The organism is Acinetobacter uliginosus (assembly GCF_044130295.1).
GTDB lineage: Bacteria > Pseudomonadota > Gammaproteobacteria > Pseudomonadales > Moraxellaceae > Acinetobacter.
Window position 1 is genome coordinate 1 of sequence record NZ_JBIQOC010000050.1, and the last position, 21,816, is coordinate 21,816.

18 protein-coding genes and 1 pseudogene are annotated in these 21,816 nt (G+C 40.3%); 9 read left to right on the forward strand and 10 right to left on the reverse strand.

Translation table 11 applies throughout. The features are described from left to right. Window positions 1–38 precede the first annotated feature (38 nt). Entirely contained in the window at window positions 39–1,169 is a 1,131-nt protein-coding gene (locus tag ACE01T_RS10510; protein ID WP_395519244.1) for a KAP family P-loop NTPase fold protein, read from the reverse strand. 323 nt (window positions 1,170–1,492) lie between these two features. Between ACE01T_RS10510 and ACE01T_RS10515 the strand changes: the two genes are divergently transcribed. Continuing rightward, window positions 1,493–1,933 carry a universal stress protein gene (locus ACE01T_RS10515; protein WP_395519245.1) on the forward strand — a complete coding sequence of 147 codons (441 nt, stop codon included), beginning with the start codon at window positions 1,493–1,495 and terminating at the stop codon, window positions 1,931–1,933. A 68-nt stretch (window positions 1,934–2,001) separates the two neighbouring features. On the opposite strand, the pseudogene ACE01T_RS10520 reads toward ACE01T_RS10515, so the two are convergent. Further along, window positions 2,002–2,337 (reverse strand): annotated as a pseudogene (locus ACE01T_RS10520) (MGMT family protein). 82 nt (window positions 2,338–2,419) lie between these two features. Beyond that, window positions 2,420–3,919: a cation:proton antiporter gene (locus tag ACE01T_RS10525; RefSeq protein WP_180176535.1), complete on the reverse strand. Its 1,500-nt coding sequence runs from the start codon at window positions 3,917–3,919 to the stop codon at window positions 2,420–2,422. Window positions 3,920–4,156: 237 nt separating this feature from the next. Here ACE01T_RS10525 and ACE01T_RS10530 point away from each other — a divergent pair, with 237 nt between their 5' ends. After that, window positions 4,157–4,714 (forward strand): hypothetical protein, encoded by a 558-nt coding sequence (locus tag ACE01T_RS10530; RefSeq protein ID WP_086195924.1) that lies wholly within the window; start codon window positions 4,157–4,159, stop codon window positions 4,712–4,714. A gap of 46 nt (window positions 4,715–4,760) precedes the next feature. On the opposite strand, the gene ypfJ is transcribed toward ACE01T_RS10530, so the two are convergent. Then, window positions 4,761–5,666 carry a KPN_02809 family neutral zinc metallopeptidase gene (gene ypfJ, locus ACE01T_RS10535; protein ID WP_086195925.1) on the reverse strand — a complete coding sequence of 302 codons (906 nt, stop codon included), beginning with the start codon at window positions 5,664–5,666 and terminating at the stop codon, window positions 4,761–4,763. A 51-nt stretch (window positions 5,667–5,717) separates the two neighbouring features. Beyond that, window positions 5,718–6,644, reverse strand: coding sequence for a DUF808 domain-containing protein (locus tag ACE01T_RS10540; RefSeq protein ID WP_086195926.1), 927 nt, complete (start codon window positions 6,642–6,644; stop codon window positions 5,718–5,720). Between the two features lie 198 nt (window positions 6,645–6,842). Here ACE01T_RS10540 and trpS point away from each other — a divergent pair, with 198 nt between their 5' ends. Then, complete coding sequence (gene trpS / locus ACE01T_RS10545; RefSeq protein ID WP_180082570.1) at window positions 6,843–7,856, forward strand: tryptophan--tRNA ligase; 1,014 nt, start codon at window positions 6,843–6,845, stop codon at window positions 7,854–7,856. Window positions 7,857–8,263: 407 nt separating this feature from the next. Here the strand turns inward: trpS and ACE01T_RS10550 are convergent, their stop codons facing one another. Both ACE01T_RS10550 and lysS read right to left on the reverse strand, forming a co-directional pair. Beyond that, window positions 8,264–9,709: a capsule assembly Wzi family protein gene (locus ACE01T_RS10550; RefSeq protein ID WP_395519246.1), complete on the reverse strand. Its 1,446-nt coding sequence runs from the start codon at window positions 9,707–9,709 to the stop codon at window positions 8,264–8,266. 134 nt (window positions 9,710–9,843) lie between these two features. Further along, window positions 9,844–11,373, reverse strand: a complete 1,530-nt coding sequence (gene lysS / locus ACE01T_RS10555) for a lysine--tRNA ligase (protein ID WP_395519247.1) — start codon at window positions 11,371–11,373, stop codon at window positions 9,844–9,846. Between the two features lie 786 nt (window positions 11,374–12,159). Between lysS and ACE01T_RS10560 the strand changes: the two genes are divergently transcribed. Then, window positions 12,160–12,666, forward strand: a complete 507-nt coding sequence (locus tag ACE01T_RS10560) for a YqiA/YcfP family alpha/beta fold hydrolase (protein ID WP_180082782.1) — start codon at window positions 12,160–12,162, stop codon at window positions 12,664–12,666. Window positions 12,667–12,707: 41 nt separating this feature from the next. Here ACE01T_RS10560 and ACE01T_RS10565 read toward each other — a convergent pair whose 3' ends face one another. Then, complete coding sequence (locus ACE01T_RS10565; RefSeq protein ID WP_086176209.1) at window positions 12,708–13,250, reverse strand: adenine phosphoribosyltransferase; 543 nt, start codon at window positions 13,248–13,250, stop codon at window positions 12,708–12,710. Between the two features lie 526 nt (window positions 13,251–13,776). Between ACE01T_RS10565 and rubA the strand changes: the two genes are divergently transcribed. The 4 genes from rubA to oxyR all read left to right on the forward strand — a co-directional run bounded on the left by rubA (window position 13,777) and on the right by oxyR (window position 17,106). After that, the gene (gene rubA / locus ACE01T_RS10570) at window positions 13,777–13,941 is read left to right on the forward strand and encodes a rubredoxin RubA (RefSeq protein ID WP_086195931.1); all 165 of its coding nucleotides are present in this window, start codon (window positions 13,777–13,779) and stop codon (window positions 13,939–13,941) included. Between the two features lie 73 nt (window positions 13,942–14,014). After that, on the forward strand, window positions 14,015–15,193 hold the full coding sequence (locus tag ACE01T_RS10575) for an NAD(P)/FAD-dependent oxidoreductase (RefSeq protein ID WP_180042941.1): 1,179 nt from the start codon (window positions 14,015–14,017) through the stop codon (window positions 15,191–15,193). 56 nt (window positions 15,194–15,249) lie between these two features. Further along, the gene (gene estB / locus ACE01T_RS10580; protein WP_218948902.1) at window positions 15,250–16,194 is read left to right on the forward strand and encodes an esterase EstB; all 945 of its coding nucleotides are present in this window, start codon (window positions 15,250–15,252) and stop codon (window positions 16,192–16,194) included. A gap of 6 nt (window positions 16,195–16,200) precedes the next feature. Then, window positions 16,201–17,106: a LysR family transcriptional regulator OxyR gene (gene oxyR, locus ACE01T_RS10585; protein WP_180042940.1), complete on the forward strand. Its 906-nt coding sequence runs from the start codon at window positions 16,201–16,203 to the stop codon at window positions 17,104–17,106. 915 nt (window positions 17,107–18,021) lie between these two features. On the opposite strand, the gene ppk1 is transcribed toward oxyR, so the two are convergent. Then, window positions 18,022–20,103 (reverse strand): polyphosphate kinase 1, encoded by a 2,082-nt coding sequence (gene ppk1 / locus ACE01T_RS10590; RefSeq protein ID WP_086195935.1) that lies wholly within the window; start codon window positions 20,101–20,103, stop codon window positions 18,022–18,024. 116 nt (window positions 20,104–20,219) lie between these two features. Next, window positions 20,220–20,894 (reverse strand): monofunctional biosynthetic peptidoglycan transglycosylase, encoded by a 675-nt coding sequence (gene mtgA, locus ACE01T_RS10595; protein WP_395519248.1) that lies wholly within the window; start codon window positions 20,892–20,894, stop codon window positions 20,220–20,222. 79 nt (window positions 20,895–20,973) lie between these two features. Here mtgA and ACE01T_RS10600 point away from each other — a divergent pair, with 79 nt between their 5' ends. Then, window positions 20,974–21,786, forward strand: coding sequence for a rhomboid family intramembrane serine protease (locus ACE01T_RS10600; RefSeq protein WP_395519249.1), 813 nt, complete (start codon window positions 20,974–20,976; stop codon window positions 21,784–21,786). The last annotated feature ends 30 nt before the right edge of the window (window positions 21,787–21,816 follow it).

The window sequence follows — 21,816 nt, forward strand, 5'->3', positions numbered from 1 at the left end:
CGTGCTATTGCAACTCGATTTGATAAACTAGCACGCAATTATAAATCTATGATCCGTATAGCCTGCATATTTATTTGGTGCAAAGCCAAATGAGGACACGCCCTAATACCTGATGCAATAAAAATATTTTTCTGTATTTCTTCTTTTCTTAAAAGTGCATAAAGATTAATTTTTCGTTTTAACTCCCTTATTGGGATATCATCCTCAAGACTAAAAAGAAAAACCAAAGCAATATCTACTGAATTTTCCCCAACAATATTTAAAAGTGTTTTGATTAATAGCAAATTTTCTTTAGTTTTTGCCAGAACACTCACTTCATTTCTTAAAGGAACATCAAAATCTATAAACTTATCTAAATACAACTTAGAGGAATCATCATCGTAACCATAAATTTTTTTAACTCCCATAACAAATTGTTTTTTATTCATCACTAAAACAAAAACAATTTTTGGAATATCAAAAAAATGCTTAATCCGTTCAATTAAACGAATCGCAAAGTCAGGACGACAACGATCAAGTTCATCAATAATAAAGACTAAAGGTTTATCTAAACTTTCTGCCAATTGAGCCAATGTATGTTTAAAAGCAAATAAAGAGTTTTTTTCTTCTTCGTAGTTGTCTATTTTATTTTGAATAGCTTCTGTAACTTTATCACCAATATTGTCAGTTACCTTATCAATTGCCTCATCCAATTTATATTTAAAAGAATCACTATCAATTTTAATTAGTGGAATAACCCCTCCAGTTAAAGCACAACTAATCATCGACGCAATTAAAGTTGGTGCTAAGGTTAAAAGACCTTGCTGCATTACAGCAGCTGCTTTCTTGAATTTGTGAACTAAGCTTTTATCCGCTGTTTTGTCTAATTTAGCTGCAATTTCAGAAGAAATGACAAGAAAAGCATCATCCAGATAATCATTTGCAAAAGCATCCAGATAAATTACATTATGATCTGTATCATCTAAATGCTTAGCCCAATGCCGTACAAACCACGTTTTACCTTCGCCCCAACGTGCATCCAAAGCCAATACCGCACCGCATTGCAAACGATCTACATAGTTAGTCAGTTGTTCCCCTAAACGTTTCCGATCCCATAAATCCCCTTCCCAAGCTTCATTAATATTTTCAGAATTGTCACGTTGCCAATTTAATTGATCTGTTTCATGCATTTTTTAATTCATTATTAATAAGTTACTACATTTATGATATGACAATTTTAAAGAACTGTTCACATCTATTTTTACAGATGGTTGAAAATAAAAAATCTGCTTACAATTTCCTCAGACTTTAGTTTTAAGCCCGCTAGTTTTTAAACAAAATCATGATAGATTAAATTATAAAATTGTTTTAGGGAATAAATTATCCCCATGAAATTACTAGGTTTTATTTTAATAGAAATACAACTAGTATCAAATTTCAAACGTTTTTATTGAACAAGAAGTTCTAGTCTTAATACGATACATTTTAGTAAGGATTATAAGGAGAAATACACATGGCTTATCAAAATATCTTAGTACCAGTTGACGGTTCAGAAACAGCTTATGCAGCAGTGGCTAAAGCAGCTGAGTTTGCTAAAGCATTTGGCAGCAAAATTACAGTAGTTCAAGTTTTAGCACTTGATCCGTATATCGCAGCAGAATACATTTCTGCTAGCCAAACCAATGACTTGATTGAACGTGCTCGTAATGCGATTGTTGATTCGCTAGCAGCAGCAAAGACAAAATTCAATGAACAAGGCCTTGAAGTGGAAACTAAACTTCTTGAAGGACAAGTGATTCACCGTGAAATTGTGAGAGCTGCTGAAGATAGCCATGCTGATTTGATCATCATTGGTTCACATGGCCGTACAGGTCTGAAAAAATTGTTCTTGGGTAGCGTTGCTCAAAGTGTACTCGGAGAATCTCATATTCCGGTGCTGATTGTTCGCCAATAATATTCCCTTATATTTCCCATCTTTAACTAAAGGTGGGAAAATTTTATTCTGATCATCTACAGCTTTTATCAACTATTCATCCACTGATATTGTTTTAAATTAATTTTATCTCCAATCACCATTACCCCTTCTGCCACTAATTTTAATCGTTGAATATTTTCTCCGCTTTCATTTAATTTGCTTAGGCTAATTTTTCCTTGAGAGTTGATAACCCTATGCCAGGGAATATCCGCCGCTGAATCCAGATGCTTTAATAGATAACCGACTAAACGCGCATGTTTCGGCAAACCTGCCATACGGGCAATCTATCCATAACTGGCCACTTTACCATATGGAATTAAGGCAATCACTTGCAGAATTTGACGCGCCAACTCATCACTGGAGCGACCTGAATGTTCTGACATATAAGCTCCTTAAATCATCCCATTTAAACTTTCAAGCTATAAAAAAAGCCCGTTATGAGCTTCTTTTATTTGTGTTTTACACTTAGAAATTATCCGGACTTTCCAAGCGTTTCACGACTTGTACCTTCTCTGGATTATGCATGACTGCAACACCATCTTCGGCTTTTTTATCAATTAAGGCATCCGGGTTATATACGGTAATAGTTTCATTGCCGTTGGCATCTTCACCGACAATATACTGAAAGCCTTTGCGATTCATTTTATGACACAAGCGTTGATACCAGCCCTTAAAACCCGTGGTTTCTTCATTGGGGTTATAATAAAAGGCATTCATGACCGCAGGTAAACCCAGTCCACAGACTACGCCGGAAAGTAAAACGGCAATAAAGGTATAGCCTACCAGGATACTGCTGTACTCACTGAGTTCAGGAATATTTGCTACCGCCAGAATCAAGGCAAGCGAGATTCCGCCACGCACCCCACCCCATGATAAAATTGCTAAACTACCATTATAGCTTTTGTTTCTAAAGTTCGGGAAAAATGCAAATGACAGATAGTTGGCAGCAAAGCGCGAAGCATGCAGAATCAGGAACGCCACAATACCGCCTAAAATCAGGCTGATGCTTAAATCCAGAATAAACAGTTCCAGACCAATCAAGGTGAACAAGAAGGAATTGATGATCCCTTCAACTGTATGCCAGAAATGGTTGACTTCACGAATTTCACGTTCCTGTAAAATTTCCTTCCACTTATTCCCAACCACCAAACCGCCAATCACACAGGCAATTGGTGCCGAAGCATGGGCAAATAAAGCCACCAAGTATGAACCACAAGCCAGTAATGCGGTGGTTAAAATCAAAGATTCCATTTCGTGTTTGCCACGAAGTAATCTTAAAATGCCCAGACCAAAACCCCAGCCAATAATTATGGCCACCACAATCTCGTAAAGCAAAGTTTGCAAAGTACCTATAATAGTAAAATGTTCACCCTGCAATACATATAATAAAGTCATGAATACGGCGATACACATGGCATCATTAAACAGTGATTCACCTTCCAGTTTGACCATCAGGTGATGCGGTGCACGTACCGAACTGAGTACACCTTTAATTCCAATCGGGTCGGTCGCACCCAATGCAGCACCTAACAGTAAAAGCACCAATAAATCGACATGCTTGCCAATCAGGAATTGATAGCCATATAAAGTGACACCAAAAAACACCGCACACAGCACCAGTGCAATACTGGCCAAAATACTGATCGGTTTCCAGTGGCTTTTTAAATCGGACACTTTAAATTTTAAAGCGGAAGAGGTCAGGATAAAACAGATCACGCCATTGATTAAAAAATCATAGAAATCAATATGACGAACTGCTTCTTCAATATTGTGAATATTAATGGTGATGAACTTGTTGCCACTGAGTAAACTAGCACCCCATTGTAAAATAAAGACGAAAATTGCCGAAACAATGGGTACACCTATCGCCTGTGGGAAACCTAAAATACGCTTATTAAAAATAGTCGTTGCAATTGAAAGCGCAAAAATAACTGTAAAGACCTGAAGAAAAAAGAAATTTCCCATTAAAGTTCCAATTTGAGCGATTGATTGGAATAAAGCGAACGCATCCCACCATTTCCAAATAAATATTTAATTCAATACTATTTATTCACCGAATCAGTTTAACCATTTTTTCTTTGACCCACAAAATAGTTAAGTTTTTTTACATATTTTTAGCAATGATTTAACATAGCCCAAGATCCTTTTATTTAGTATCTCCTCGTTTCTTTCATTTCTCTCTACATTAAGTTGAATTTAACCATGCATCAAACAGTTAAAACCATATTTCGGCTTTTTTTTGCAGGGATCATTTTTCTTATTACCTTGACTTTATTTTTGAGTATTTTTTCAAAAAGCCGAGAAATTATAAAAGCAGATCAAGCTTTTCAGTACGCTACGCAGATTTCCTTAAAATCTACACCTGACAAACAACTGGTGCTGGTCTCGAATAATCAACGCCCGGATCAGGCCATTTATATTGTGATCGCACAGAATGGTTATATTGCCAAATTAAACTGCCAGCATTATCTGCAAGATATTTGTACAAATGAATATAACCAGTCCCATACCCGACAAATCCAGCAATTAGAGCTATTAAAAATTGGGCAGCAATTCTATATCCAGCAAATCAATTATAAAAATAGCCTGACCCAAAAGCAGCAGCAATGGTCTTATTCCAAGCCGCAAATTGAGCAATTTTATCAGACTGATATTTCAGATTTAAAATATCACCTGTTTAGTATGGCACTGTTTGCATTGGCAGCACTGTATGTGTCTATTCGAATTATCCGAAACTTTAAACAGTTTATTCATGGTTAACAAAAAAGAGGATATTAAATCCTCTTTTTTAATGTCTCATTTCTATTTAAATGGCTTGATTAAAAGTATCACAATCGTTGATATTTCCCGATTTCAAACCGGTTTCAAACCATTTCATGCGCTGCTGGCTGCTGCCATGAGTAAAACTATCGGGTACCACCTGCCCGGTCGCACGTTTCTGTAAATAGTCATCACCAATCTTATGCGCTGCATCCATAGCTTCTTCAATATCGCCCTGCTCCAGAAACTGGGTTCGTTGCTGGTTATGATACGCCCAAATCCCGGCAAAACAGTCTGCCTGTAATTCCTGACGTACAGAAAGCTGGTTACCTTGCACTTCACTCGATTGGGCACGGGCTTTTTGCACTTGTGCTGAAATACCTAACAGCGTTTGCAGATGATGTCCCACTTCATGAGCCACCACATAAGCCTGGGCAAAATCACCGGCCTGATCCTGGCGGGACAATTCCGTGCTGTTTTGCTCACCGGAAATACCCATTTGCTGACGCATATCCTTAAAGAAAGCCGTATCGATATACACTTTCTGATCTGAAGGACAATAGAAAGGCCCCATGGCAGATTGTGCGGTACCGCAGCCCGAATCCACGATGCCATTAAACATCACCAGTTTCGGTGCGGCATACTGCGCATTAAGCTGCTGCTGGAACACTTGCGACCAGGTATCTTCGGTATCTGCCAATACGGTACCGACAAAATCCATGGCTTCCTGCTGTTCTGGGCTTGGATTCTCCAAACCTCTGGTTTCAGCCGGTTGTGATTGTGAAGTGACCTGTTTGGTGGACTGATAGGCTTGTTGAGGATCAACTCCAAAAAACTTCCAGGCCACGAATGCGACGATCAGCCCCAAGATACTAATCCCACCTGCTTTAGCTCCGCCACCACCACGACGGTCTTCTACATTGCTACTGATTCGACGTCCTTTCCAGCGCATAGTGCTTTTCCTTAGAATTAGCTCAATCTATTTTAGCGAGCTTTTTCATCATTAAGCCTGTTTTGACTTGGACTTCATCTTCTGAATAACGCTAACCATAATTAAAACTAACAATCCAGCAACAAAACCAATCCCCAGATTAATTAAGGTCGGGGTCACTGCACCAATAATATTGCCCATTGAAGGAAGGTGTTGTACATAATCGACCGAATCTTCAGTGAAATGATGAAACCATGGAATGGTATGAGTAATAATTCCGCCACCCACTAGGAACATGGCAATGGTTCCGACAATGGTCAAAGTTTTCATCAGTTTTGGGGCAAACGCCAGCAAACCGCGTCCCACAGTTTGCTTGAAACCCGATGCCTGCTTGGTTAAGTACAATCCCAAATCATCAATTTTGACAATCATGGCGACAAAACCATATACCCCAATGGTCATGATAATCGCAATCGCTGAAAGCACCATCACCTTAGTACCAAAAGCAGCTGTTGCCACGGTACCCAATGAAATCACCACAATTTCAGCAGACAAAATAAAGTCGGTACGAATCGCACCTTTGATTTTTTCTTTCTCGAACTTGGCCAAATCGGTTTCAATGGCATTGAATTCTGCTTCAGCTGCTTCTTCCGTCGTAGCTTTTTTATGCTGCAAACTGTGCAGTACTTTTTCTACCCCTTCATAACACAGGAACAGACCACCAACCATCAATAACGGATTGATCAGCCACGGCGCGATCACACTAATCAGTAACGCCAAAGGCACCAGAATCAGCTTATTCACAAAAGAGCCTTTGGCTACCCCCCAAACCACAGGCAGCTCACGCTCTGCACGCACGCCACTCACCTGTTGGGCATTGAGTGCCAGATCATCACCCAATACGCCTGCGGTTTTTTTTGCCGCCATTTTACTCATGACAGCAACGTCGTCTAAAACAGTTGCAATATCATCTAATAATATTAATAAACTACTCGCCATTCCTGTTATCCCTAAAGGTTCTATCGGCTATTTTAAAGAGAAAGATTCAAAAAAACTGTATCCACATCATTAAATTGTTCTTATTTTTTCAATGATCTGTTTTTATAGTGCCTGACATTCAAAAACATTATGCCGTACAATAAGGCAATACATCAGCATATAAGTATGTAGTGTTCACTACTTTGGAATAGAGAGATAATGAGTAATCAAGACAATCGTCCTGTTATTTTGACTGGCGACCGCCCAACCGGACAACTTCATTTAGGTCATTTTGTAGGTTCTTTACGTTCACGCGTAGGTTTACAGGATTCTCACCATCAACATCTCCTTCTTGCTGATGCCCAAGCTTTAACCGACAACGCCGATAACTTTGAAAAAGTACGCCGTAATATTATTGAAGTGGCAACAGATTATTTGGCTGTAGGTATTGACCCGACCAAAACCACCATCTGTGTTCAGTCCTGCTTGCCAGCACTGAATGAACTGACCATGTTGTATTTAAACTTTGTCACTGTATCTCGTTTAGAGCGCAACCCGACCATTAAATCTGAAATTCAGATGCGCGGCTTTGAGCGCGATATTCCGGCAGGTTTCCTGTGTTACCCTGTAGCACAAGCCGCTGACATTACAGCGTTTAAAGCCACTGTCGTACCTGTGGGCGAAGACCAAATTCCAATGATCGAACAGACCAACGAAATCGTGCGTCGTTTAAACCGTCAGATTGGTCATGAGATTTTACCTGAATGTAAGGCACTGCTGTCTAATGTTGGTCGTTTACCAGGTTTCGACGGTAAAGCAAAAATGTCGAAGTCTTTGGGCAATACCATTGTGCTGGATGCATCTGACAAGGACATCAAAAAAGCTGTGAATGCCATGTATACCGATCCAAATCATTTGCGTATTGAAGATCCAGGTCAGGTGGAAGGCAACGTGGTATTTACTTACCTCGATGCTTTCGATACCAATAAAGAAGAGCTGGAAGAGTTAAAAGCACATTATCGTCGTGGCGGTTTGGGCGATGGTACGGTGAAAAAACGTCTTGAAGGCATTTTGAAAGAACTGATTGGCCCTATTCGTGAACGTCGTATGGAATTACAGAAAGATCCTGACTACATCATGGATATTCTAAAAACCGGGACTGACAAGTGCCGTGATATTACCCAGCAAACCCTTGATGAAGTGAAAGCAGGACTTGGCGTTTTCCACTTCTAAACACTGTATATTTTTAAAAGCCCTTCTTTTCTAGAGGGGCTTTTTTATAGCTAAAAAATGAGCAATCAATCACACTAACCCAGAGTGATTAACCTGAATTAACACAACTTAACTGAAAGCATCATGAAATGACTCAGCCTTCATTTTAAGATGTCTTAAATGCTTAGAGCTACCCCTAGTTCTAACATTCTCCTTAACCGAACTGTGAAAACAGATTCGTTGTTCTACGCAATGATCACCCCAATCATTGCGTATTTTTTTAGCTAAAATGTGTATAGTCTGAAAGACTCAACTATTTATAGATATTGCTTGTTTGATCAATATTACATCACCATTAAAAATATAAAACCCTCGACTTGGCGAGAGTTTTATATTCATGGCTTAAAAACTTGATGATTTAAAAAAATTTAGTAACTAAAAAGATGTTTATCCAGCGGGAATTCAATTCCAATAGATGCACCACCATCACTTCCCTTCACATCAGAATCACTGATCCAACCATTAATTTTTAATGGGATCTCCGGTTTAAGATAATGTGACCAAGTTAAATCTAAAGCTTTAATTTCATCTTTTTCAGGAAAAGCCGCATTGGTTAATCGTGCAGACTGATTTACTTTTGCCAGCAAAACTCGACCATTCAAGCGATTCATGGGGTCAAAACGAATACTTCCGCCAGCAGAGATCATTTCACCATCTCCACCCATCGCATGACCTAGTGGGAAACCATGCTGGTAATAACCATCCTTATAGGTAGAATGATTATAAGAAATCCCCAATGCATCGCCATTGGTACGTGTATCTGCCCATTCCGTATAGAGTTGATAAGGCATATTTTTAAAACTAGAAGAGTAATCTACACCGGCTAGATACATTTTTTTAGAGGGTAAACCGCCTGCTTCATCTTCACCCACATACTGGCCATATACACTCATAGGGATAGAGAGCAGTGACTGTAAATTCAAACGTGCATCAAACCCGGCAATTTGATTAGAAGGATCGGGTTCACCAGTTCCCCCATTATCTTTATTGCCAACAAAAGCATCCCAAAGCGAGCTTAGACTTTCAGGACGTCCTTCACCCCCCCACTGAATTGCACGCGAAGCCCCCAATTCAAAATACGCTAAGGGTTGAACGGTTAATCGCAACCCGACTAACTTAGCATCTGGCACGGCAGTATAGTGATTAAGCTGACCTGCAAAAGCTTGATATTGCCAAGGACCCACCCAAGACAGCCATTTATTTTCAAATGCTTTCTGTTCTGCACGCTGTGCAGTAAAACCATACACCGGACGACTCGCATCACCGCGGATTAGACTGCCATCATGTCCTGGACCCCAATAGGTCGGTATTTGACCCGCAATCAACCATTGATCCCATAATTTTCCGGCAATATATGAACCCTCTACATTGACGTCTTGATCATTGTGAATTTGTTGATCTTGTTCCGCATTAACACGAATTTTTGCATCCCAGTTGTTACCACCAGCATTAAATTCCAAAGCAGCTTGAAATTGCGATTTTGGTTTATCAGCAAAATTTTGAGGAATATTCTTTGCATCAGATTCAGCATATAGACCCGCTTTTAGCTTATGATTATCTGCGTTTAACGCAGCTTGAACGGAATCAATCACTTTCTGCTGGGTCTTATTGACAACCTTAGCTGAGGCAAGCACACGTTGAATTTCGTCCCCACTCATTGGCCAAGTTGATGTACTAATTTGAACCACACCCTGCTGATTCAGCCAGTTCAAATCCGTTCTCAAATTCTCATCATTTAAAACCAAACCTTGAGCAAAAATTGTAGAAGATGCACTTATCAACATCGTTACAAATAGTGTTTTTTTCGCGAACATTAGCTTTACATTCTGATGACTTAATTATACAAGTACCTTATTTACTTTAAGCATTTTTTGCAATGATCAAATTTAGTATTGTTGTAATTATCCATAAAAAAACCCGCATGAAGCGGGTTTTTAATCTTCACCACTTATGCATGTTTATGACGCATATGCGGGAACAAAATCACGTCACGGATACTTGGTGCGTTGGCAAAAATCATCACCAAACGGTCAATACCAATACCCTCGCCTGCTGTAGGAGGAAGACCGTATTCAAGTGCTTCAATAAAGTCTGCATCGAAGTGCATTGCTTCATCATCGCCGGCATCTTTTTCAGCAACCTGTGCCTGGAATCGCTCTGCCTGGTCAATCGGGTCATTTAATTCCGAGAAACCATTCGCCAGCTCACGACCACCGATGAAGAATTCAAAACGGTCAGTAATGTGCGGATTTTCATCATTACGGCGCGCCAATGGAGAAGTTTCCGCTGGATATTCGGTAATGAATGTCGGTTGACGCAGTTTGGTTTCCACCGTTTCTTCAAATACGATAGTTTGAAGTTTACCCAGGCCAAAACCAGGTTTCACCTGTTCTTTCAATTCTTCCTGAACAAATTTAGCTAGGAATTCACGGTCATTGACATTTTCAGGAGTAAATTGCAGGTTGTGTTCCAAAATGGCATCAAACATCGAAATTTTCTTGAATGGACCCTTGAAGCTATACACTTCTTCACCGTAAGGAACGTCTGTCGTACCCAGGATATCTAGCGCCAGTTTCTCAAGCATATTTTCAGTTAAAGCCATCAAGTCTTTATAGTCTGCATAAGCCTGATAGAATTCAATCATGGTGAATTCTGGGTTATGACGGGTTGAAACCCCTTCGTTACGGAAGTTACGGTTAATCTCGAATACACGTTCAAAACCACCAACCACCAAGCGCTTCAAGTAAAGCTCAGGCGCAATACGCAAGAACAAAGGCATGTCTAAGGCATTATGATGCGTTTCAAATGGACGCGCAGAAGCACCGCCTGGAATTACATGCATCATTGGCGTTTCCACTTCCATGAAGCGTTCATTGCTTAAATAGGCACGAATCCCAGAAACCACTTTGGCACGAATTTCAAAGGTTTTACGGGTTTCTTCGTTTACGATTAAATCCAAATAACGTTTACGGTATTTGACTTCTGTATCAGTTAAGCCATGGAATTTGTCTGGAAGTGGACGCAGTGACTTGGTTAAAAGTTCAAATTTCTCGATGTGTACATACAGGTCACCTTTACCGGAACGGCCGATATAACCTTCAACTGCAATGATATCGCCCAGGTCCAGGCTCTTGATGGTTTCCAGTACTTCAGGTGCAAGTTCTTTACGTGCAACATAAAGCTGAATACGGCCAGTCATGTCCTGGATCACGATGAATGACCCGCGGTTCAACATCACGCGACCAGCCACTTTTACATGGACGTGTTCGCCAGCTTCAATTTCTTCTTTAGATTTTTCAGCAAATTGGTCTTGTAAATCTTGTGCATAGTGCTCACGCTTAAACGCGTTTGGCCATGGACTAATACCAGTTTCTTTTGCGTGGTCTTGAATCTGCTTTAACTTGGCATGACGCTGTGCAATTAAATCGTTTTCGGAAATGTGTGGTTCAGAAGTCGATTGAGCGTTATGTTGCGTCATCTCTGCCTCGAATATGTGTAAAAAACGGAAGTTGCATAGCATAGCAGATTTAGTGCAAATTTCGAATGTCTTATTGCTATACAAATGCACTGATTTGCTAAAAGCCGGGTTCTTTACTTCATCTGGCTAGGCTTCGATAAGCTGTTTAACACTCTCATAACCCTTTTAAACCCGTTTTCCATCATTTCCCGATAGCCTTTAGACCTACCTACATTCACCCTGAGTATGTTTTTTCCATCTATCTGCTCCAGAACATATTTCTCTAAAGCACCCTTCCATTTTTTAACTTCTTCACCTTCCAAATCTTCAATACTCTCTCAAACCCTAGCTAAATGTTTAAAGATCACCACTTTCAACTCTTCCAAACGCTCAATCGTAGCAACCATACCGTTGCCGTAGGTTCATTGGCTATAGCTAAGGATGCCATATACCTGCCGTACTTTTTAAGGTAAGGCTGCAATTAAAATTGCATAACTCAATGTTTCAATAGCGTGGCCAACTCTCCAAAACATGCTGTCCATGAAAGTAGAGAAACCATTTTTTACACCATCGCTACATTTTGTTATTGAATACTGAGTTGAACAATAAATCACACCAAGCATTTATTTTTAATAAATAATTTATTTTTAAATTAAGTTTATTAGATTGATCTGAAATACACCTTAGACCAAAAGCTAACTTCTTTGTTCAGCCAAGTCACTTACAATAGATTCAAGAAAAATAGTTGAAAAGTAATCTATTCGACTGTGTCTATCTTTGTGAATAAAGAAAGTATGAACTAAAAAAATGACGACATGCCCTTTAAAAATCCTATTTTTGCATGGACTCGATTCTTCGCGTGAATCAGCCAGATTCCATGCTATTAACGCCGATCATAAATATTGTATCGATGTAGATTATCGCAACCTGAATTTTCAAACCGTCGCTAACTTTTACCGGGAAATTATTGCCAAAATTCAACCGGAAATTCTGATTGGCCATAGCTTGGGGGCTTACTGGGCCTTAAAAATGTCAGTCCTATACAAAATTCCGGCGATTATTGCCAATCCCAGCCTAAGCCCAGACTTTCGTGCTGATTATCCACCTATTAGCGAAGATGATCTGGAACATGATATTGCACAAATTGCCTATCTGGAATTAGGCGATGAAGAACTGGATATGTATGCTGTACAACAGCAACTCGAACCCTATATGCAGGTTCAGGCCGTCGAAGGTGGACATCATCGTTTAGCCAGTCCAGAAAATATCAATGGACTGCTTCAGCATATGCAGACATATTTTCTGAAAAAATAAAAAAGCCTTGGAATAACCAAGGCTTTTTTCACATGCTTTAATCAAGCAACAGCTTGTTCTGGTTGAGATTTTTCATCTAATACCGACCAAATATCTAAGCCGAGGTCATTATGCAAATCTGGCAAATCCAGAAAAACACTAGCCCCTAAAACTTCATGCTTGCATTTATTCACTAACTGTTTAACTGCTTTTAGCGTACCGCCAGTGGCTAACACATCATCTACGATAATGATTTTTTGCGCTTGAACATCAGCCGACATTTCCAGACGGTCCATGCCATATTCCAGACTATAACCGACACCAACCACTGGTGGCGGTAATTTTCCTGCCTTACGAACCAGCAATAAACCTTTGCCCAAACGTTGCGCCAATAAACTTGCAAGTACAAAACCGCGCGCTTCAACTGCAACAAAACTGTCGACTTCTGCCAATTTTTCAGCAGGAATACTGGCAACTAAAGCGTCAGTTAATAACTCAATGTTTCCCATAAATAATGGAGTCAAGTCATAAAAACAAATACCTGGTTTAGGGAAATCCTGGACCGTACGAATGTTAGACCACAAAGTTGTAGACAGATTGCTCATGGGAGAAAAGTATTTTAAAAGAGAATATATGAATTTTAACGCTTTATTAGGCCTATGACCAGTCAGCGCTTACTTTTAAACCATAATAAAAATAATCACAAAATTATAACTTACTGATTTAGTTATTTAATTTTTTAAATAAATAATAGGTATAGATTTATCTAATCATAGAATAACAACTACAGGTTTTTTTTTTTTCTGCACGACCTTAGTCTAAAAAGACCACTTATCCACTTTAACTACGCTGGGATCCAAAATCTTGTTTGTCGCACTGATTAAAAAGAAAAGTTAATTTATATTGCTCCACTTCTGCCTATTTTCATGCTTTAAAGACCAGTTTTGTTCTTCTCAGCAATTCTGGTTTCAATTTCTGTCCTTAAACTCCGATATTTGCTTTACATTGTAGATAGAACTGCGTAAAAATTTGCTTGAATGTGTACATTGAAAGTCATATCAATAGAGTCACACGGTATATGGAATATTACTGACCGCATATTTTTGAAAAGTCAGTGTTTTGGAGAGTCAAATGAAGAAATATCAATGCATCGTTTGTGGATGGATTTATGACGAAGCTGAAGGTTGGCCACAAGATGGGATTGTCGCAGGGACCAAATGGGAAGACATCCCGGATGACTGGACCTGCCCGGACTGTGGTGTATCAAAAGTTGATTTCGAAATGGTAGAAGTCTGATTATTGATACAAAAGACCATAGTGAATGGTCTTTTTTTATGTCTTATTAAAGAAAAACAGTCTGGAGAATAATATGCATCCTATCGTCATCATTGGTTCTGGTATGGCCGGCTATACCGCAGCACGTGAATTTCGCAAGCTTAATCCCGAGCATGAGCTGGTCATGATCTGTGCAGATGATGCGGTAAACTATGCCAAACCGACACTTTCCAATGCTTTAGCTGGGAACAAGGCACCTGAACAAATTGCTTTAGGCGATGCAGCTAAAATGGCAACGCAACTGAATATGCGTATTGAAGCCCATACCTGGGTCAAAGAAATTCAAGCAGCCCAACATCAGCTTATTTTAGAAAAAGATGGTCAGCAAAGTACTCAGCCTTATGCCAAGCTGGTTCTTGCAGTGGGTGCTCATCCTGTTCGCGTAGCGATTGCAGGCGATGGCAGTGATGATATTCATGTCGTCAATAATTTAGAGGACTACAAGGCATTCCGTAAAAATCTGGATCAACATCACGATAAACGTGTGGTGATTTTAGGTGCCGGTCTGATTGGCTGTGAATTTGCCAATGACTTGCAAAACACAGACCATCAAGTGACTGTGATTGATTTGGCTCCTCAACCTTTGGGACGCTTATTACCCGCCCATGTTGCAACGTCTTTCCAGGAAAAACTTGAGGATACCGGTATTCACTTCGTTCTGGGCACCACGGTTGAAAAAGTCATCAAAGTGGAACAAGGCGATTATCAAATCACGTTAGCCAATGGTCAGTCTGTGATTGCCGACATTGTACTTTCTGCGATTGGTTTACACCCGAATCTGGAGTTAGCAAAAGCTGCTGATATTCATTGCAGTCGCGGTATTTTGACCAATAGCCATCTGGAAACCAACCAGGCAGATATTTATGCCATTGGGGACTGCGCCGAAGTCAATGGTTTGCTGTTGCCATATGTCATGCCAATTATGCAACAGGCACGTGCCTTAGCCAAAACCTTGAATGGTGAAAAAACCCATGTGCATTACCCGGCAATGCCGGTTGCAGTAAAAACACCTGCTGCACCACTGACAGTACTTCCTGCACCTGTGGACGTTGATGTAAACTGGGAAACAGAAGAACTCGAAGATGGAATGATTGCTAAAGCCATCGATAGTGAAAATACCTTACGTGGTTTTGTCTTGTTGGGACCAAGTGCTGCCAAACAGCGTTTGATTCTCACCAAACTGGTGCCGGACTTGATTCCTGCTGCAGTTTAAGGTTTTAATACCAAGGACATTTTTTCAGCAAAATGTCCTTTTTTAGGAAAATAACAATGGATAGCGCACTCAGTTTTACGGGTTCTCCCTATACATCTTTTATGCATGAAACCAAAGTCAATTTAGGTAATGGCGTTGAACTTCATGTGGAAATGGGTGGAAACCCGGAACATCCTGCCATCATGCTGATTATGGGTCTGGGTGCGCAAATGTTGTTTTGGCCTGATTTTTTCTGCAAATCCCTGATTGACCAAGGTTATCGCGTAATTCGTTTTGACAACCGCGATATTGGCTTGTCTTCCAAAATTCGTCATTCTGGTCCACGTCTCAACACATTGAAATTGATGGGACGTTTTGCCTTAGGCTTACAAAATCAAGGTGCGCCATATAACTTATATGATATGGCAGAAGATGCAGCACTACTGATTGATCGTTTGGGTCTGCAACAAGTCTCGGTCATTGGCGCTTCCATGGGGGGCATGATTGCACAAATTCTGGCAGCAAAACATCCACAAAAAGTCAGTAATCTGGGCCTGATGTTTACCAGTAACAATCAGCCTTTATTACCACCGCCTTTTCCCAAACAACTGTTTAGCCTGATTGGCAGACCAGAATCGACTGATGAAGAAGGCATTGTGAACCATAGCGTGAAGGTATTTAACATTATTGGCTCACCTGGATATATCAATCAACTGGAAATTATTCAGACAGCACGCAAATTATATCAACGAAGTTACTATCCAGCGGGTGTACTTCAACAGTTTTTAGCAATATTATGTACAGGTTCTTTGCTACAATTGGGTAAGCAAATTCAGCAACCTACCCTCGTGGTACATGGCTCTCGTGATCGTTTATTGCCACCGAGTCATGGCAAAGCAGTTGCAAAGGCAATTACTGATGCTAAGTTTGAATTAATTGAGGGAATGGGGCATGATATCCCACCGCATTTTATTCCATATCTGAGCGGATTATTTGCTGATCACTTTAAATCAAAACATTAGGACACTATGGCTGCATTACCCTCTTTAAGACAGCTGTCATACCTCGTTACACTGTCTGAAACGCTGCATTTTACTGAAGCTGCGCGCCGTTCATTTGTGACCCAGTCAACCTTGTCTGGCGGGATCATGGAGTTAGAGCGCTTGCTAGGTGGAGTACTTGTTGAACGCGATCGCCAAAATGTACGTTTAACTCCGCTTGGTGAACAGGTTGTTGCACGAGCCCGTGTTCTTTTGGCAGACGCCCAAGACCTGATGCGTTTAAGTCGTGAAATGAGCGAACCTTTAACAGGTGATCTACATTTAGGGATTATTCCCACAATTGCACCTTTTATTCTGTCTCAACTGCTAGATGAAGTGCATAAACAACTTCCTAAAATTCAGCTGCACTTGCACGAAGCACAAAGTGAAAAAATTGTCGAAAAACTCGAACATGGTAATTTGGACATGATCGTGTTGGCATTGCCTTTTGACACACGTGGCTTAAAAGTTGCAGAAATTGCAAAAGAAAATCTGTATCTGGTTTACCATAAAGCGGATCAGAATGCGCAGAATGCCCGCAGTTTGGATGATCTGGATTTATCGCGCTTAGTATTACTTGAAGAAGGTCATTGTTTACGCAACCATGTGTTAAGTGCCTGTCCAATTGGTGAACGCAAAAATGATCATCGCTTAAAAGCAAGTTCATTACCGACACTAATAGAAATGGTTTGTTCAGACTTAGGCTTTACCCTGCTTCCTGAAATTGCGATTCATAACCATATGATTAAAGCCAATTCAGACTTGGTGGTGAAACCTATAGAGGCAGCGCCAAGCCGTACTCTTGCCCTGGTGACACGTAAAAGTACCCCGTTGCAAAGTGAGTTTGATGTCCTGTTGCAAATCTTGCAAAAAATCACCCAGACTCTTCATTAAAAGATTCAATCTATTAAAAGGAGCAACGGCTCCTTTTTTTATGCTTAATGCAAAGTATGCAGGCTCATTTTTTTAATCAAATGCCTTATTTTTTTTCATAAAAAAATGCTTAGCACTCGGATAAACCTTAATTAAAACAAATGGACAACTTCTCATACATAGGGATAAACAGAGAAAGTTACATTCAAGAAATTACTCACTTCTGAATTGCAAACACCATCAAAAGTGAGCAATTCCAGGCAACCATTTAACTACTTTATATGATTGATAATAGGTATTTTATGTTTCATTTAAAAATGAAAGGTAAAAAAATAGCTTATCCACCCAGATAAGCCATGGAAGGTAAAATATTCCTATTACTCTGATTGTAATAGAAATATTATAGCCCTTGGAGTTGAAATCGTATTCTTGAGTCAACACGAACAAAAAGCACGACCATGCTATAGAGTAAATATCACTTTTCATATCCCTATAATTGGGTATTTTTCATCATTTATAAGAATGCCTGTACTTTGCACAAGAAAATAACTCAACCACAAATAAGTCAAAATAAAATAATTTATATCTAAATATTCTTTACTATACAGATACTTAAATTTACTTTTATTTTATAAATTCACCAGTTTCAGGAATAGCTGTTTGTTTATTTTTATCACCAAGTAACCAAATAAAATATACCACCACTGTGAGTACAAGCTTGTGAGTGAACTGCTATTAGCCGTTTCTATCATGATGATAGAAGATCAACCCTTTTTTTAATCATCCATTAGAAAAGCAATATTAAAAATATCTACAGAAAAATTGCCCGCGTAGAACCTTAATTTTTTAAATTTAGGATGATTGATCCGGAATAATTTATGAGTAAATCAAGGAATCCAAAGACTCCTTGATTTGAGATGGGGACACTATTGTGGATTATTTAATCATCTCTAATAATATACGCTGTGCATTATGTGCTGCTTCTCCTTCGGCAACCTGTGCACGTAACCATGTACCATCACTTTGCAGTAACCAAGCTTGCTGATTATCCTTTAAATAATTCAGTAAACCTTGCTGATAAATGCGTTTTTTCAATGCCGCATCTTCAATCGGGAAACAGGCTTCCACACGATTGAACAGGTTACGATCCATCCAGTCTGCACTTGAACAGTAAATCCGGCTATCTCCTCCGTTCAAGAAGTAATAGACACGGGTATGCTCAAGGAAACGGCCAACGATGGAACGTACCCGAATATTTTCAGACAGGTCAGGCAAACCGGGACGCAGGCAGCAGATTGAACGGATAATCAGATCAATTTGTACGCCGGCTTGCGATGCTTCATATAATTTATTGATCAGTTGCATTTCCGTTAAGGCATTCACCTTGACAATAATTTGTGCAGGCTTACCGGCTTTGGCATTGGCAATTTCATCATCAATAAAATTAATCAGCTGAGCATGCAAGGTAAAAGGTGCATGCAATAACTTTTTCAGTTTTGCCATTTTCCCCATACCGGTTAATTCCTGAAAAATACGATGCACATCTTCACAAAGCTCTTTGTCTGTGGTCAGCAAACCATAGTCGGTATAAATACGGGCATTGCCGGCATGGTAGTTACCTGTACCTAAATGTACATAACGCACCAGTTTATTGTTTTCACGGCGCACCACCAGAATCATTTTGGCATGGGTTTTATAACCCACAATGCCATACACGACGACTGCTCCAGCTTCTTGCAGTACATTCGCCACTTCAATATTGGATTCTTCATCAAAACGGGCACGGAGTTCAATGACTGCCGTCACTTCCTTGCCATTACGTGCAGCTTCCGCCAAGACCTGAACAATTTCAGAATCCGGACCACTTCGGTATAGCGTTTGCTTGATGGCTAAAACTTGTGGATCACGTGCTGCTTCACGTAACAAGTTAATGACTGGGGCAAAAGATTCAAACGGATGATGGAGTAAAATATCCTGTTTCTGCATGGCAGAAAAAATATTTTCAGATTTTCTCAGCACTTTCGGAATAATAGGCGTATGTGAATCATAGCGTAAATGTGGACGCTTAAAATTGGACAATAACCGTGCCAAGTTAACCGGGCCATCGACCTTATACAGTTGCTCTTCTTCCAGATCAAATTCATCCAGCAAATAGTCATAGATATGTTTCGGGCAATTATGAGTCACTTCCAGACGTACCGCACGGCCAAAACGACGCGAGTTCAGTTCCCCTTTTAGAGCTTTGGCCAGATCTTCTACATCTTCATTTAAGGCTAAATCGGCATTTCGGGTGACACGGAACTGGTAACAACCCGTTGCCGTCATGCCCGGGAACAGGTCTGAAACATGCTCATGAATAATCGCAGACAGCATCACATGATGCTCTTTCCCTCCGGTAAGTTCATCCGGTAAACGTACCACTCGCGGCAATGAACGTGGTGCAGGTACTACAGCCAGATCAATCTGACGGCCAAAAGCATCTTTACCTTCCAGGGTCACAATAAAGTTGAGGCTTTTGTTAACCAGACGTGGAAATGGATGTGCCGGATCAAGACTGATTGGCGTCAGTACCGGCGCCACCTGTTCCTGAAAATATTTTTTGATCCAAGCCGACTGTGCCGGGGTTAATTCACCGCGACGCAAGAAACAGATGTCTTCTTCACGCAGTTTAGGCAAAATTTGTTCATTTAAAATACGGTATTGGCGGTCAATTGCCTCATGCGTGGTTTTGGAAATGATATCCAGCACCTGTTTAGGGGTTAAACCATCAGGACTACGGCTTTCATTGCCCAAGTCCAGTTGCTCCATCACGCCGGCAACGCGAATTTCAAAAAATTCGTCCAGATTACGCGAGAAAATCAGTAGGAAATTCATCCGGTCAAGCAAAGGATGTAAAGGATCGACCGCTTGTTCCAATACCCGCAAATGGAAGTCGAGAATAGAAAGCTCACGATTAATGTAGCGATCATTATATGTATATTCTATTTGCGCCGGAGTCGTATTAGCAGCCGTATTCATACCCTAACCTATGATTATTCGAAAGTAGTCCGTATCTTCATAAGTATGCTTCAAATTTATGACAATTTCATAAAAAAAAGCCCAAATCACCAGGCTTTTTGAAAATAAATCCTAAATTAGGGAATATGGCTATAACGCATATATTTTTGAATCATGCGTTTACGATATTGTAATTTTTTATCATGTTGATGATCTTGGTAATATTTAGGGTTAGGTAAAATGGCTGCTAAGAATGCCGCCTGTTCACGACTCAGGCTTTGCGCACTTTTGCCAAAATAATGCTGGGTGGCGGCTTCTATGCCATAGATATTGTCGCCAAATTCTACCGAGTTGAGGTAGACTTCCAGAATGCGCTGTTTTGACCACATGCGTTCCATCATCCAAGTGGCAACCGCTTCCTGTCCTTTACGCAGGAAGGAACGCTTATTGTATAAAAACAGGTTTTTGGCCAGTTGCTGGGAAATGGTTGAACCACCTGCTACCACCTTACCCTTGTCTTTGTTGCGTTCCAAGGCGAACTGCATGCCTTCCCAGTCAAAACCTTTATGCTGCAAAAACTTTCCATCTTCCGCGGCAACCACGGCATGCTTCATATAATCACTGATTTGATCATAATCACGCCACTCATGTTTAATCGGTTTCGAAGGTTCGGACCAATAATCCAGACGCATCATCATGGTGGTATCAACCGGATGGGTGCGCCACCACAGCAAACTTGAAAAAATCCACAGTTGAACCAAAAGCACCAGACTGACAAGTATTAACAAACTACGAACAATAAAAGCTTTCATGTCAGTGAGTTACTCCAAAAATCTGTTTTTTTCGTGCTAAGCTGGATGCTGAATATAGCAAAGATTATAAAAGAATAGCATGGCCGAACTTTCTCCCCCTCCCATTCGAACTAAACCCGAGGTTCATCTTTGGTGGCTGACGGCAGTTTTTATTGCCATCAATGTCGGTTTATTTCTCTGGCAAGTCCTGAGTGGAGTCAATATTACGACTCCAAGTCTGGTCGATGCGATTCATTGGGGTGCTGATTATGCACCTTTAACCTTTTTAGAGGAACCCACTCGCCTGTTTACAAGCATGTTTTTTCATTTTGGCCTGATCCATTTAATGCTGAACATGTGGGCACTGTATATTTTTGGCAGTGTGGCTGAACAGCTGTTAGGCCGGTTTTATTATCTGGGACTTTATATTCTTGCCGGTCTGATGGGCAGTTTACTCAGCGGTTTCATCGATATTCAGAATACCTTTGCACTCTTGCAAAGCAATGACCCTACACTTCTTCCCACCGTCAGTGCCGGTGCATCGGGTGCCGTGATGGGTATTGGCAGTGCATTGACTGTTTTATCCCTACTCCCCCTATTACCGAAACAACGTTTTATTCTAGATAAAAAAAGCCTGCTGATGATTATGGGCATCAATTTGTTGATTGGCTTTACCATCGCCGGAATTAACAATGCCGCACATATTGGCGGCATGTTGATGGGTGCGCTGCTCACAATAATCTGGTATGTGGGACAAAGAATACATAAACCCAATTTGGCTTTTGTAGTAGGCATGGCAGTAGGCATCATCAGTTGTTATTTGCTGTATGCTTACTGCATGCAGCAAGTGCAGATTCTGGAACCAGTCTGGCGGCAAATATTGGCTGCTATGCGGGCACAACTGCATTTTTAATGCCCAGAATTTTGTCTACTGAAGATGAAT

Excerpts from the sequence above, each read along its gene's own strand:
- ACE01T_RS10510 (WP_395519244.1), bottom strand. The coding sequence starts at position 1,169 with ATGCATGAAACAGATCAATTAAATTGGCAACGTGACAATTCTGAAAAT.
- ACE01T_RS10515 (WP_395519245.1), top strand. The coding sequence starts at position 1,493 with ATGGCTTATCAAAATATCTTAGTACCAGTTGACGGTTCAGAAACAGCT.
- ACE01T_RS10525 (WP_180176535.1), bottom strand. The coding sequence starts at position 3,919 with ATGGGAAATTTCTTTTTTCTTCAGGTCTTTACAGTTATTTTTGCGCTT.
- ACE01T_RS10530 (WP_086195924.1), top strand. The coding sequence starts at position 4,157 with ATGCATCAAACAGTTAAAACCATATTTCGGCTTTTTTTTGCAGGGATC.
- ypfJ (WP_086195925.1), bottom strand. The coding sequence starts at position 5,666 with ATGCGCTGGAAAGGACGTCGAATCAGTAGCAATGTAGAAGACCGTCGT.
- ACE01T_RS10540 (WP_086195926.1), bottom strand. The coding sequence starts at position 6,644 with ATGGCGAGTAGTTTATTAATATTATTAGATGATATTGCAACTGTTTTA.
- trpS (WP_180082570.1), top strand. The coding sequence starts at position 6,843 with ATGAGTAATCAAGACAATCGTCCTGTTATTTTGACTGGCGACCGCCCA.
- ACE01T_RS10550 (WP_395519246.1), bottom strand. The coding sequence starts at position 9,709 with ATGTTCGCGAAAAAAACACTATTTGTAACGATGTTGATAAGTGCATCT.
- lysS (WP_395519247.1), bottom strand. The coding sequence starts at position 11,373 with ATGACGCAACATAACGCTCAATCGACTTCTGAACCACACATTTCCGAA.
- ACE01T_RS10560 (WP_180082782.1), top strand. The coding sequence starts at position 12,160 with ATGACGACATGCCCTTTAAAAATCCTATTTTTGCATGGACTCGATTCT.
- ACE01T_RS10565 (WP_086176209.1), bottom strand. The coding sequence starts at position 13,250 with ATGAGCAATCTGTCTACAACTTTGTGGTCTAACATTCGTACGGTCCAG.
- rubA (WP_086195931.1), top strand. The coding sequence starts at position 13,777 with ATGAAGAAATATCAATGCATCGTTTGTGGATGGATTTATGACGAAGCT.
- ACE01T_RS10575 (WP_180042941.1), top strand. The coding sequence starts at position 14,015 with ATGCATCCTATCGTCATCATTGGTTCTGGTATGGCCGGCTATACCGCA.
- estB (WP_218948902.1), top strand. The coding sequence starts at position 15,250 with ATGGATAGCGCACTCAGTTTTACGGGTTCTCCCTATACATCTTTTATG.
- oxyR (WP_180042940.1), top strand. The coding sequence starts at position 16,201 with ATGGCTGCATTACCCTCTTTAAGACAGCTGTCATACCTCGTTACACTG.
- ppk1 (WP_086195935.1), bottom strand. The coding sequence starts at position 20,103 with ATGAATACGGCTGCTAATACGACTCCGGCGCAAATAGAATATACATAT.
- mtgA (WP_395519248.1), bottom strand. The coding sequence starts at position 20,894 with ATGAAAGCTTTTATTGTTCGTAGTTTGTTAATACTTGTCAGTCTGGTG.
- ACE01T_RS10600 (WP_395519249.1), top strand. The coding sequence starts at position 20,974 with ATGGCCGAACTTTCTCCCCCTCCCATTCGAACTAAACCCGAGGTTCAT.